Source organism: Candidatus Angelobacter sp. (genome assembly GCA_035607015.1).
In the GTDB taxonomy this organism is placed as follows: Bacteria; Verrucomicrobiota; Verrucomicrobiia; order Limisphaerales; family AV2; genus AV2.
The window spans coordinates 1-12194 of sequence record DATNDF010000331.1; the positions used below are offsets into that span (position 1 = coordinate 1).

12 protein-coding genes are annotated in these 12194 nt (G+C 57.5%); 6 read left to right on the forward strand and 6 right to left on the reverse strand.

Translation table 11 applies throughout. The features are described from left to right. From VN887_13350 to VN887_13365, 4 genes are all read right to left on the reverse strand, one after another. A partial coding sequence (locus VN887_13350; protein HXT40991.1) for a glycosyltransferase family 9 protein occupies positions 1 to 725 on the reverse strand: 725 nt, incomplete at its 3' end. 28 nt (positions 726 to 753) lie between these two features. Continuing rightward, positions 754 to 2562 carry an ABC transporter ATP-binding protein gene (locus VN887_13355; GenBank protein ID HXT40992.1) on the reverse strand — a complete coding sequence of 603 codons (1809 nt, stop codon included), beginning with the start codon at positions 2560 to 2562 and terminating at the stop codon, positions 754 to 756. Positions 2563 to 2741: 179 nt separating this feature from the next. Beyond that, positions 2742 to 3539: a hypothetical protein gene (locus VN887_13360; GenBank protein ID HXT40993.1), complete on the reverse strand. Its 798-nt coding sequence runs from the start codon at positions 3537 to 3539 to the stop codon at positions 2742 to 2744. Between the two features lie 129 nt (positions 3540 to 3668). Continuing rightward, a complete protein-coding gene (locus tag VN887_13365) occupies positions 3669 to 4331 on the reverse strand; it encodes a hypothetical protein (protein HXT40994.1) in 663 nt (220 codons plus the stop codon). A gap of 431 nt (positions 4332 to 4762) precedes the next feature. Between VN887_13365 and VN887_13370 the strand changes: the two genes are divergently transcribed. Further along, entirely contained in the window at positions 4763 to 5593 is an 831-nt protein-coding gene (locus VN887_13370) for an FkbM family methyltransferase (GenBank protein ID HXT40995.1), read from the forward strand. 73 nt (positions 5594 to 5666) lie between these two features. On the opposite strand, the gene VN887_13375 is transcribed toward VN887_13370, so the two are convergent. Further along, on the reverse strand, positions 5667 to 6671 hold the full coding sequence (locus VN887_13375) for a glycosyltransferase family 2 protein (GenBank protein ID HXT40996.1): 1005 nt from the start codon (positions 6669 to 6671) through the stop codon (positions 5667 to 5669). A 102-nt stretch (positions 6672 to 6773) separates the two neighbouring features. On the opposite strand from VN887_13375, the gene VN887_13380 reads away from it, so the two are divergent. The 3 genes from VN887_13380 to VN887_13390 all read left to right on the forward strand — a co-directional run bounded on the left by VN887_13380 (position 6774) and on the right by VN887_13390 (position 9278). Beyond that, complete coding sequence (locus tag VN887_13380; protein ID HXT40997.1) at positions 6774 to 7655, forward strand: glycosyltransferase; 882 nt, start codon at positions 6774 to 6776, stop codon at positions 7653 to 7655. A gap of 70 nt (positions 7656 to 7725) precedes the next feature. Then, positions 7726 to 8535 (forward strand): glycosyltransferase family 2 protein, encoded by an 810-nt coding sequence (locus tag VN887_13385; protein HXT40998.1) that lies wholly within the window; start codon positions 7726 to 7728, stop codon positions 8533 to 8535. Between the two features lie 32 nt (positions 8536 to 8567). Next, complete coding sequence (locus VN887_13390; protein HXT40999.1) at positions 8568 to 9278, forward strand: class I SAM-dependent methyltransferase; 711 nt, start codon at positions 8568 to 8570, stop codon at positions 9276 to 9278. Here the strand turns inward: VN887_13390 and VN887_13395 are convergent. Then, positions 9251 to 9784, reverse strand: a complete 534-nt coding sequence (locus VN887_13395; GenBank protein HXT41000.1) for an FkbM family methyltransferase — start codon at positions 9782 to 9784, stop codon at positions 9251 to 9253. The two genes, VN887_13390 and VN887_13395, sit on opposite strands and share 28 nt — an antisense overlap. A gap of 60 nt (positions 9785 to 9844) precedes the next feature. Between VN887_13395 and VN887_13400 the strand changes: the two genes are divergently transcribed. Together VN887_13400 and VN887_13405 are read left to right on the forward strand one after the other, a co-directional pair. Further along, on the forward strand, positions 9845 to 10621 hold the full coding sequence (locus VN887_13400; GenBank protein ID HXT41001.1) for a glycosyltransferase family 2 protein: 777 nt from the start codon (positions 9845 to 9847) through the stop codon (positions 10619 to 10621). A 108-nt stretch (positions 10622 to 10729) separates the two neighbouring features. Next, positions 10730 to 12194, forward strand: a 1465-nt coding sequence (locus tag VN887_13405; protein ID HXT41002.1) for a ThuA domain-containing protein, incomplete at its 3' end; no start/stop codon positions are given.

Sequence of the window (12194 nt, forward strand, 5' to 3'; positions counted from 1 at the left end):
ACCGACGTCAGCACCGGTGCGTCCGGCACGAGCTTCCTCAATTCGTCCACCAGGAATTGCTCGCGCGCGCCTTTGCCCGTCGTGAAAGCGAGCCGAAACCCGGCGGCGGTCGCGACGCGATGAAATGCCGCCCAGTGACGGACCGGCCACTCCTTCTTGGACTGCCCGGCCGACAGATGACAAATGATTTTGTGTTCGGGCAGGATTTTTTCTGCGAACGCGCCCAACGCCGGGTCGGTATGGATTTGAATTTCCAACCCTGGGGACGGCGCAATGCCCCACGCCGACAAAATGTGCAACAACCGCAGCGCCTCGTGGCGATCGGTCGGCGCGGGGGCAACGCGCCGGGTGTAACAGAAACGGCGCCCGACAAAGCCTCCGGGATGAACCGGGCCAAGCCGCTCCCGCGCGCCGCAGAGCAGACTCAGCAACGCGCCCCGGTCATTCCCACCGAAGTCCACCGAACGGCCGAAACGTTCGCGGCGCAACGCGCGGAGGATCGGCCAGGTTTTGCTGAAACCGGCACGGCCGCGCCGACGTGGCATCGTCCAGACGCGCGTCAGCCACGATGACTGTTGCAGGATCGGCGCAACCTCCTCGGGCACGAGCACGTGCAACGCGCAGTCGGGCCAGCGCTCGCGGATCGCGCGCAACGCGGGAATCATGAGGACCGTGTCACCAAAGTATTTGAACTGAATCGCCAGAATTTTTAGCGGCCTCTCCATCAGCGTCGATTTTTCGCGGCGGCGCGCCTCAGGCCTGAAACTGGAGTTCGTAGAGTTTCTGATAAACGCCGCCGCGCCTGATCAGATCCGCATGTTTGCCCGTCTCCACGATCCGTCCCTGGTCGAGCACGACGATGAGGTCAGCCTTTTGCACGGTAGAAAGCCGGTGCGCGATACAGATCGTCGTGCGGCCGATCATCAACTCTTCCAGTGCCGCCTGCACCATTCGTTCGGATTCGGTATCAAGCGCGCTCATGGCCTCATCAAGCACAAGTATCGGCGCGTTCTTCAAAATGGCCCGGGCGATGGCCAGCCGCTGCCGCTGGCCGCCGGACAGCATTACTCCCTTCTCGCCAACGATGGCGTCGTAGCCCTTCTCTTTTTCCAAAATGAAGTCATGGGCAAAGGCGTGCCTGGCCGCCGCCTCGATTTCGGCATTGCTCGCGCCGGGCCGGCCAAGCTCGATGTTGTTGCGCACTGTGTCATTGAACAGGATGGTCTCCTGTGTCACGACGGCAATCTGGTCCCGCAGATCGTGCGTCGTCACGTCGCGGACGTCCACATCGCCGATGCGCACGGCGCCTTTTTGTGGATCGTAGAAACGAAGCAACAGATTGGTCAGCGTGGTTTTGCCCGAGCCGCTGGCGCCGACAAGAGCCACCATTTGCCCCGACTGAACCGTGAGTTTGATCCCTTGCAATACAAGCTTGTCAGCGTAGGAAAAATGAACGTCGTCGAAATGAATTAGCGCGCGCGCCGCCCGCAACGGCACAGGGCGTTCCGGTTCGAGGACGCTGTTCTTCATGTCGAGCAGCTCGAACACCCGCTGGCTGGCGGCGCGCGCCTGTTCCAACTGATTATGCAGCCGGCTGATTTCTTTGACGGGCTGGTAGAGCAGGAAGATGCTGGTGATGAAGGAAAGGAAGTCGCCCGCCGTGACCGACGTTTTGCCGGCGAATGTGACGTAAAGAAGCACGAGGGCGACTCCGATCGAGGCCAGCAGTTCAATGACAGGACCGGAAGCAGCTTGCGCTCGCACGATGCGCATGTTCTGGCCGACGAACCTTCGCGTTGTCTCGCGGAACCGCTGAATGACTGTCTCCTCGAGATTGTAGGCTTTCACGATGCGGATGCTGGTGAACGATTCCTGCATCTGGTCGGTGAGTTCGGCCAGGTGGGCCTGGGCCGCCACGGTCGATTTTCGCGTCTTGCGCCCATAGACGATGATTGGGACCAGGCAAACCGGGAAGACGAGTAATGATATCAGCGTCAGGCGCGGTTGTTGAACCAGCAGCACAACCAGAAGCGCGACGATGGTGATCGGTGATCGGATCATCACGGAAAACGAAGTCGCAAAGGTATAGTGCAGAAGCAGGATGTCGTTCATGATGCGCGAAATCAGTTCGCCGCTCCGGGCCAGATGAAAAAAATTCATGGAAGAGTACTGCAGCCGGGCGAACAGTTTCGATCGGATGTCCGCCACGGCGCGCACCGCCGCCCAGTCCATCAAATAACCGCTCAAGTATAAACAGACGCCGCGCACCAGCATGGCCAGCGGAATCGCGCAGATGGCGAGCGCAGCGCCCGTCCGGGTCGCGGGCAAAACGTTCTGCGGCATCAAATGTAGCAGCGGTTCCCTCAAGAATTGCGGCAGCTTCGCGATCTGTGTTGCGAGCGAATCCTGACCGGAGGAAAAAACCAGGTCCGTGACCACCCTGACCACGAGTACCAGCAGCGCATTGGAGAGGGCATAGAGGGCACCGAAGCAAATCCCCAGCACCATGCGCGTCCGGTACGGTCTGGCAAATTGCAGCAGTTTGCGGAGGAATTCGACCATCGATATTGCGCGGATTATGTCGCGCGCCGCCGTGTGACGCGAGGATTTTCCGCCTTCGAGAAGGTGGCGGACAGGAGAGCGAGAGGTCAGCCTCGGGCCGGCTCGGCGTCCGGGAAACTCACCGGCGGGCGCCCGGCGCGGATGTTTGTTTCCGCATTATCGCCGATCGACCATTCGGTTTACCTGTAGGCCGGCTTCAGACGATGCAAAAGCAGCTTGAGCCACTTCCTGAGCGCATTTTTGGGGAAGTTTCTGTGCACGTAAGCACAGTGCTTGTACGTAATCCGATGGTAATCGTGATTGCGCAACCATGAATCAACCCGCTTCTCGAACAGCTCTCCGCCGTACTGCGGATACCGTGCCGAGTCCGCATGTGTTTCGTTGTAGATCGGCGCCTGAAAATCCGCGGCGCGGACCAGGTAGCACTGGTCGGAAAAACCGGAACCAATAAAAAATTTGTCGTTCTCGTCAAAGGAGGAGCGTCTGGCTTCGCCAAGCCTGTGGTTCCAGACGGGGTTGGCGACTCTGACCCGTCCGTTCATCTCGAATTGTTCCAAGGCGTCCACCACCCAGTCCGAAGTTGCGGCGGGAATCGCATCGCCCGAAAAATGGAGAAGGAACTCAGTGTCGCAACGGTAAATGCTGACCAGCTCGGAAATGGAGTACACGTAACCCCGCCCGAGCGAGTCCCTGGACAACTGAAAAAAATCCAACGCCTCCCTTGCATGATCCTCTACCAGACAGAAATCCGTCAGTACATTTGCCTTCACCAGCTTTTCCGCGTAAGCGCGAACCTTGGCGCCGTCTCTCACATTGTTGATAAAAAGAATCCTCTCCGCGAAGGGGAAGTTGTTTCGGGCGATCATCCGTTCCAGCCGCCGCGTCTTCAACAAAAACTCCCAGTCTCCCTCCCAGCATTTCGTTTCGAATGTAACCGATGGGGAATTGATCATTCGTTCCTGGACAGGAATTTCCAAACAGCAATCATCTGAATCAAACCCGCGTCCGTCGCGAGTCGTACCGGCTCGCGACGCAGGACAATTTCATGAGGAATAGCCGACATGCGACGGCCAAATGTTGACGACACGAGCGCGCTCCCGCCAGTATTATTTGGAGTCAGGGATCTCCAGGTTGAGCGCGTCTTTCCAATAGTCATTCAGGAAGCGGTCCATCTCGGCGCGCAACCAATCGGCATCGAAAAGATCGTCCAACTTGTCCCGGCGGCCATACACCTGGCCGCTGTACCAGTGGTGGTACGCCAGGGCGCGGCCCTCAAAAAGGTACACCTGGCCCAAACCGTAACCGGTGTGCGCCGAGTCCAGTGTTAACACGCCGTCGGCCTGATTTCTCCGCACGAGTTCGGTCAGCCCGTAGTATCGTTCGAGGGGATGCGGTCCCCATTCGCCGCGCCAGATAAACGGTTTGCGCGACGACGACCGCACACGCGGCACATTTAGCGCCATCAAGCTGGCGTGAACAAACTCGGGCCGGGAGCGAAACCGGAAGTTCGTCAGCTCGGGGCGGACACGACACAAACGCGGATTTGTCAGCCACATCTCGTCGCGCGGTCCTGTGAGCGCCTTGCCGTCCTCAAGTATTCGAACCAACGGATCAAGACGGCCGAGCAGCAGACAATCCTGGTCGAGAAAAATCCCGCAAGGGCTCGTAATGCGGCCGAACATGTAATTCAACAGTCCGGTGTGACGATGCCGCCCCACCAAAGGATGCAGTGTCGCGCCATGTCGTTCGCAGGCGGTCCTTGCCGCCATGAATTCAGGCCATGCCGAACTGGCGTCCGCGACGATCACCCGTGCTTCGGGGTGAAAGCGCCGGATCGAATGCAGGCTCGCGTTCAGAAACGCCGGGGAGTTGAAATGGGCTATGCAAAACGTAAGAGGGGACAACGGCGGGCTGGCACGCCGTTGGCAGCGAAAAGCCGCAACCGCACAGAGTCGCCGCCAACTTTCACTGACACTTGCGCGCGAGGGTTCGGGTCGCCCCATATCTCAATGCGAACAAGACTGGCTCAGACGACAACCCACTACAAGAAGGACTTCCGGCGGAGAGCGCGGTCTGATAGGCTTTCAGAAATGAATCGATCTTTGCAATGCTCCAGTGACCGGAGAGAGTCAGCAATGACCGGACTCAAGTTGAGTTCATTTTCTGCCGGCTCGCTCCCGCGAAAACAGAAGAGCGGGCCTTGAGCAATCCCTGGACAAAGACCCGGGTCATGCTCGCGAACACCGGCGTTCGCGGCACGGCTGGATTTCTCTGCAAGGAACGAATCTGGCGGTTCGCCCGGTTCGTCGCGGCGCCGGCATTCAAAGCATGGACCTATCAGCTCCGCTCCCGTTTTTCGCCAGGTCCGGTGTATGCGCGCGCGGGGTCGAGTGATCGACGCGTCTTCCGGCAGGTGCTCCTGAACCTCGAGTATGATTGCTTTCCCAGCGTGCGAGAGCCGGGGTTGATTGTCGATTGCGGCGCCAATGTCGGTTATGCTTCCGTGTTTTTTTTAGGGCGCTACCCGTCCGCCCATGTCATCGCGATCGAACCGGACCCGGACAACTTCGCGCTCCTGCGGCGCAACACCGCTCCGTACGGTGAACGTGCCACCATTATTCAAAGCGGAGTGTGGTCTCACGCCACCGGCCTCACCATTCGACGTGGTGAATTTGGCGACGGACGTGAGTGGGCCACGCAAGTTGTCGAAACGCCCCGAGGTCAAACGCCTGACATTCAGGCGGTGGATCTTGGCGGTATTCTGCTCACTTCAGGGTTCCCACGCATCGATATTCTCAAGGTGGACATTGAACGCGCGGAAATCGAGCTGTTCGGACACGGCACGGAACGCTGGCTGGATCGGGTGGGTAATCTGGCCATCGAACTGCATGACGAAGAGTGCGAAAAAATCCTGTTCCGGGCCGTTCAGGGATGGGGGTACACGATGTCGCACCATGGTGAATTAACGGTTTTGGAGGGGTTGCGCGCACCGATTGTTTCAGCCGGCGAAAGTCTTCCCAAGGACGGATGAAAGATTGGGAACGGCGAGGTTGCCAAGCAAGCAATATGTTATCAGCAAAGCTAGGTTATCCGCGCGAACAATCTCACCGCACGGCAAACAAATAAAGTGCTTCGACGGCTAACTGAGTGGCGTAGCCCAAAATCCGTGCGCAACGCATCAGGGCATGCGCAGCGACTCGGCCATTCTGGAATGGAAAACTGCCCAAGGCCAGCATCACGTTTACTGCGCAATGAAAGGGTGCCGCCAAGAAGCGTCCGACAGCGAAAAGCCAACGGTCACGCCCGCGAGTCATTCGGCGCAGCCTTAATAGGGCGCTCGACCGGCCTTGGCTAAACTGGTTGCGAAGCTGCCATTTGAACCGAAGGCGTTCCGCAGAAACAGAGTGCTTGATCCGCGCGCAAGGCTGCCACCAGATCTCGTAGCCAGCTTTTTGCAGGCGGTCGTTTAAATCACTCTCCTCATGCGCGCTAACGGTTGCTCCCTTGTGACCAAACCGGTCATCAAATTTTCCCACTTGAATTGCCGCGTCCCGGCGGTAGGCAATGTTGCATCCCCACAGCCCACCCGAATCCGGCAACCGTCTTGCTTTTATGCCCAGATCCAATCCAATGGCGGCGGCGGCATACCATTTTGGGGGCGGTTTTTCGTAGTCACAGATCACGACACCGCCGACAACGGCGATCTGGTTCGCAGTCGGGGTTGCAAGAAATTGCCGATATGCGGTCAACCAATCTGGTTCAGCGACGGCATCGTCATCGAGAAATATGACGTATTCCCCGCGCGCCCGGGTGAGTGCCGCATTCCTTGCCACACTTAACCCCAACTTCGGTTCGGTGTGAACCGTGATCCTCGGGTCGGCCGCAGCAAAGCCCGCCACAAGCTGTGGCGTGTTGTCGGTTGAAGCGTTATCCACAATGAGGATTTCACAATCGGAGGCAAGCTGCGGGACAACGCTTTGCACGGCCTTCTCCAAAAAACTCGCGCGGTTTCGTGTGCAAATGGCCACGGTCAGGAATGGTGTCGCGTCGGACGCGGACTGGTCTGGAGTCGGCTGATCGGCCGTTCGCTCTGAGGTTACGTTCGTCACGGGAAGGATTTTTGATTCGGCGCGGATAAATTTCCAATTCTAATTTCCGTGCCACAAAACCAACTCTGTTCAGCCGGACGCCGATTTGCTTTAATCGGAACCGTGAAAGTCAGCGGGTTCACCTTCATTCGCAATGGCGTTGATCTGGGCTATCCGTTTGTGCCGTCCATCCGCTCGTTGCTGCCGCTTTGCGACGAAATCATCGTCAATGTGCCCCGCTCCACTGACAGCACCCTGAAAATGGTCAAGGCCCTCGGCGATCCCAAAATTCGGATCATCGAAACCGAGTGGGACGAGAAGCTTCGGAAGGATGGCCTCGCGTTGTCGCACCACACGAACCTCGCGCTCAAGGAATGCGCCGGAGACTGGTGTGTTTATATGCAAGGCGACGAGGTATTGCACGAGGACTCCGTGCCCACCATGCGCGCAGCGATGGAACAGGAGTTGAACAGTTCGGCCGTGCAAGGATTGCTGGTGGATTACACGCATTTCTACGGCAGTTACCAGACGTATGTGTATTCGTTGGGCTGGTATTACCAGGAAGTGCGCGTCGTGCGGCGCGATCCGAATATCCGTTCTTGTGGTGACGCGCAGGGTTTTCGGACCGTGGACGGCCAAAAACTTCACGTCAAAAAGTCGGGCGGCCGTTACTTTCATTATGGTCACGCGCTCAAGCCTGATCTGGCTGAACGCAAGCTGCGCAACCTGTCGGGTCTCTACCACGACGATGTGGGAGTGAAAGAAGAAGTCGGCCGCCGTCCACCCCGATTTTACGACGATGATCAGAAGGTGAAACCATTCACCGGCGCCCACCCCGCGGTGATGCGGGACACCGTCGCCGCGGCGGACTGGACCTACACTTCACGCAATCCGTTGATTCGATTTCGTCGCGATTACTTTTGGGAAGACGTCGCGCTGCTGATCAAACGTTGCACCGGCTTGACCCTCGGTGTGCATCGGAATTACCGCTTTGTGAAAGATTGATCAACAAAGGAACATGCTCTCCTGCGTGCTGGGCGAATCGAGTCGCGTTTGTAGAGCGCTTTTCGCGATCATGAGCGTCGCCATAATCATTCCAGTCTTCAACCAACTGTCTTACACGCGGAAATGCTTGGAGAGTCTTCGTGCGACCGGATACGATCAAAATAGTACTATCGTCATCGACAACGGTTCGACGGATGGCACGGCAGATTACCTTTTAACATATCCGTCGCTGAAAACGATTCACAACTCGACGAATCGCGGCTGTGCCGGCGCTTGGAACCAAGGTGTAAAGGCCAACCGCATGGAGTGGAATGTGGTGCTCAATAATGATGTGGTGCTGACGAAGGGTTGGCTGGAAGGCTTGGTCCGTGCGGCGGAACTGAAAGGGCTGAACATCGTCAGCCCGGCCATCTGCGATGGTGACTTGAATTATGACTTACCAGCTTATGCTGGCGACTTTGTATCCAAGATGGCTAGCGTCATGCGCTCCGGTGTCGTCAACGGTGTATGTTTCATGGTTCAGAGGCGCGTTTTCGAGCGCGTCGGTTATTTTGACGAGAATTTTAGAGTGGGTGGGTTCGAGGACGCCGACTTTTTTGTGCGTGCGAAACACGCCGGCTTCAAACTGGGAACGACGGGGCGGTCTTATATCCATCACTTTGGATCGGCGACACAGAAGGCTATCAAGGCGACCACCAACGATTACGGCCCGGAACACCGCGCTTATTTCCGCAATAAGTGGGGGCTGAATTGGCCGAAGCGTCGGTGGATACGCTTTCGACAGCAGCTGATTCTGGTGTGGTGGGCGGCGAACGAACGCAGACGATTCGGTCATTCCCTAAACGAAAAGCGAACTTCGAGCGGTGTTCGTTACGAATGACGTCCCTTGTGATTTCATAAAGGATCAAAATCATGTTAAAAGCGATCGAAACCACGGCGAAGAACTTCCTTCGTTCTCGACTTGTTCCCCAAGCTATCCGGGCATTCCGAAGTGCTGAATGCACGATCCGCTCGGTAGAGGACGCCGTCGCGCTGACGTTTGATTTTCGCTATTGTGGGATTAAGATACGCCCTTCACAAATTCCTGCTGAGATCCTTCAATTGTTGAGACTACTTAGGGCGAATCCTCCACGGGCTTTGTTAGAGATCGGAACACACAAAGGGGGAAGCTTCTTTCTTTTTTCCTATACCGCAGCTGAAGACGCCTTGCTGATCAGTCTTGATCTGCCACACGGCAAATATGGCGGCGGCTATGCGGCGTGGCAGGGATGTTTGTATCGTTCCTTTGCACGCAATCAACAGCGAATCGAACTCGTCCAGGCCGATTCACACGACCCAAGCACGCTGCAATTGATCAGGCAATTGCTGGGCGAAAAACAATTGGATTTCCTAATGATCGATGGTGATCACAACTACGAAGGTGTCAAAGCCGATTTTCTTGCTTACATGCCGCTGGTTCGGACTGGTGGAATTATCGCATTTCATGATATTGTTCCCGGGCGGGAAGGATTCGTTGGAGGTGTCCCACGATTCTGGAAGGAAATCAAAAAAGACCGGCAAGTCGATGAGTTCGTTGCCAGTTGGCAGCAAGGAGGCTACGGAATTGGTGTTTTGTACAAGTGAGGTTCTCCCGTGCCTGACAAATTCATATGGACAGAATTTCTCCGTTTTTTGAGCCGAGCGTAGTTGCGCGCCTCAACGTTCGCCAGATGATTGAAGGCGAGGTTGGCCTGCAGAAGTTTGAACAAAAACGGCTGCGGTTCGTAGGCGATGATGGGTAGCGACGAAACCGAGCGCAGCAAAAGCGTGTAAAGCCCGATGTTGGCGCCAACATCCAGAAGGCAGCCGGAGGTCTGTTGCCGGGCCAGGGGCGCCAGCAACCGGAACTCCGGGACGACATCGACACCATTCAACAACTGGTTGGTGATCTGTTTGGCCCAGGACGCGGGTTGGATCAACTGGCACTGGTTGAAGGGGATGGCCAGCAGTCCGCGCCGACCGTTCATGGCGGAAAGCAGCGGATGGTATTTGCGCCCCAGGGGCAGGAAACCGTGCAGGCCGCGCAACAACCTTTCGCCGCGAATTATCCTGGCCTGGTTCCATGCTTGGGAATACGCCGCGCCGCTCATGCGGTTGAAACTTTGACTTATCCACGCCTGACGTGTCAACCTACCCCACCGGCAACAAACATGACAACGACGCGGCCTGTCACCGCCTACACCCTCACCTTCAATGAAGCCCGGCAGATCCGGGCCGTGCTCGAGTGTGTGAAGTGGGCCGACGAAATCATCATTGTGGATTCGTTCAGCACCGACGGCACGCTGGACATCGTCCGTCAATATGACGCCCGGATTATCAGCGAAAAATTCTGCGGTTTCGGCAAACTGCGCAATCTCGCGCTTGACGCCGCGAAACACGACTGGGTGTTCAGCCTCGACGCCGACGAACGTTGCACGCCAGAACTGGCGGCAGAGATCCGCCGTGAACTCGCGGCTCCGGCGTTCGACGCCTATCATGTTCCGCGCAAGAGCCATTTCCTGGGCCGCTGGATGCGGCACAGCGGGTGGTACCCGGACTATCGACAGCCGCAGTTGTTCGATCGAACCAGGTTCCGATACAACGACGAGCTAGTGCACGAGAGCTACACCCTCAACGGACGGCTTGGCTGTCTGCGCGAGCACGTGTTGCAGTATCCGTGGGATTCGATTGAGACAGCGACCGCCAAACTGCAGCGCTACTCGACGTTGATGGCGCAGCGTTACGCGGAAACCAACAGGCGTGCCACACTCCCAAAACTGATCGGCAGCCCGGTGGCCATGTTTCTGAAGGTTTTCGTGCAGCAACAAGGGTTTCGCGACGGCCGCCACGGCCTCGTCCTTGCGTCGCTTTACGGCTATTACACGTTTTTGAAATACGCAAAACTGTGGGAGCTGCAGCAAAGGAACACCGCCGCACGGACCGGCTGAGCGGCCGTTTCCGTCTCCCGTCGTGCCGTGATGAAGACGTCCCGCTGGACAAATTTTATTGGCGAACGTGACATTGCAGGTAGATTCAATCGTCCATTCTCGATGACTATGAAACTGAAACTCACCGTTGTGCTGTGCCTGTTTGTTTGTTCATTCCCCGTCCTGGCCCAGCAGGAAAAGCCTCTGCGCGTGTTCATCCGGGCGGGCGTCAAGACGCACGGGCCGAACCAGCACGATCACCCGCGGTTTCTCGCCGGGTGGAAGGATCTGCTCAACCAGCGGGGCGCGAAAGCTGATGGTTCGATGGATTTTCCAACCACGGAACAACTGGACAACGCGGATGTCCTCGTAATCTACGCGGCGGACGGAATGAAAATCGTCGGCGAACAACGCGCCGATTTCGAGAAGTTCTTGAAGCGCGGTGGCGGCCTGGTGGTGATTCATGACGGTGTCGTGAGCGGCGATCAACACGAATGGGCAAAAAAGGTCCAGGGTGGCGCGTGGCGTTGGGACGGCGACAAAAAAACCAAGTGGCTCGAGAGCGAGGTCGGAATTTATTTCGTGGACCAGAAACATCCCATCGTGAAGGGCGTGTCCAACTTCGACTGGCGGGACGAGATTTATTACGACATGGACATGGCGCCCGACGCGCATGTGCTGGCGACCTCGTTCCACAGCGTGTTTGTCATCGCGCCACAGATGTGGACTTACGAGAAGACGTGGGAGGGCGGTTCCGCGCCGTATCGCGCGTTTGTCAGCATTCCCGGCCATGAATACAGTTCGTTTCAAACGCCACACTACCGTGCGATTCTGCTGCGGGGCATCGCCTGGGCCGGAAAGCGCCCAAACGTCGATTCACTTTGCTCGAGAGAGGAACTCGACTCGCTGACCTATCCCGCCGGCGGCCCGACCGCTCCGGAAAAGGCGGCGGCAAAGCTGAATGTTCATCCAGACTTCAATATCAGCCTGATCGCCTCCGAGCCGTTGATCGAGAAGGTGATTTCGCTGGATTGGGATCCGAAAGGCCGTCCTTGGGTCGCGGAAACGCCAGAATACCCGAACGGCCGGACCATCAACAGGAATGACCTGCCGATTTATCCCGACCGAACCGCGCGTCCCGAAACCTATCGTGGCGACAAGGAAGACCGCCCCGCTCGCGATCGCATCTCATGGCTCGAAGACACCAACGGCGACGGGCGCATGGACCGAAAACACATCTTTGCAGACTTCGAGCATGGCGTGCCCGGCGGACTGGAACTGGTGACTTCGCTCGTGTTCTACCGCGACGGTGTGATCGTCGCCCAGGCGCCGGACATCCTCTGGATTCGCGACATCAACGGCGACGGCGTGGCTGACCGCGTGGAGAAGCTTTACACCGGTTTCGGCACGTTCGACACCCACGCGGTCATCAATAACTTTCGCTGGGGCATGGACGGCTGGATCTACGGCGCGGTTGGTTACAGCGCCGGCGATCCAAGGTCTGGAGATGGCGCGAAAAATTTTGGCCGCATCACGGCCGGCATCATCCGCTTCAAACCCGACGGCTCGGCCCTCGAGCAGGTGGCCTCCGGTT

Bases quoted from the DNA above. Each gene is read 5' to 3' on its own strand.
- VN887_13355 (HXT40992.1), bottom strand. From the start codon at position 2,562: ATGGTCGAATTCCTCCGCAAACTGCTGCAATTTGCCAGACCGTACCGG.
- VN887_13365 (HXT40994.1), bottom strand. From the start codon at position 4,331: ATGGCGGCAAGGACCGCCTGCGAACGACATGGCGCGACACTGCATCCT.
- VN887_13385 (HXT40998.1), top strand. From the start codon at position 7,726: ATGAGCGTCGCCATAATCATTCCAGTCTTCAACCAACTGTCTTACACG.
- VN887_13390 (HXT40999.1), top strand. From the start codon at position 8,568: ATGTTAAAAGCGATCGAAACCACGGCGAAGAACTTCCTTCGTTCTCGA.
- VN887_13395 (HXT41000.1), bottom strand. From the start codon at position 9,784: ATGAGCGGCGCGGCGTATTCCCAAGCATGGAACCAGGCCAGGATAATT.
- VN887_13400 (HXT41001.1), top strand. From the start codon at position 9,845: ATGACAACGACGCGGCCTGTCACCGCCTACACCCTCACCTTCAATGAA.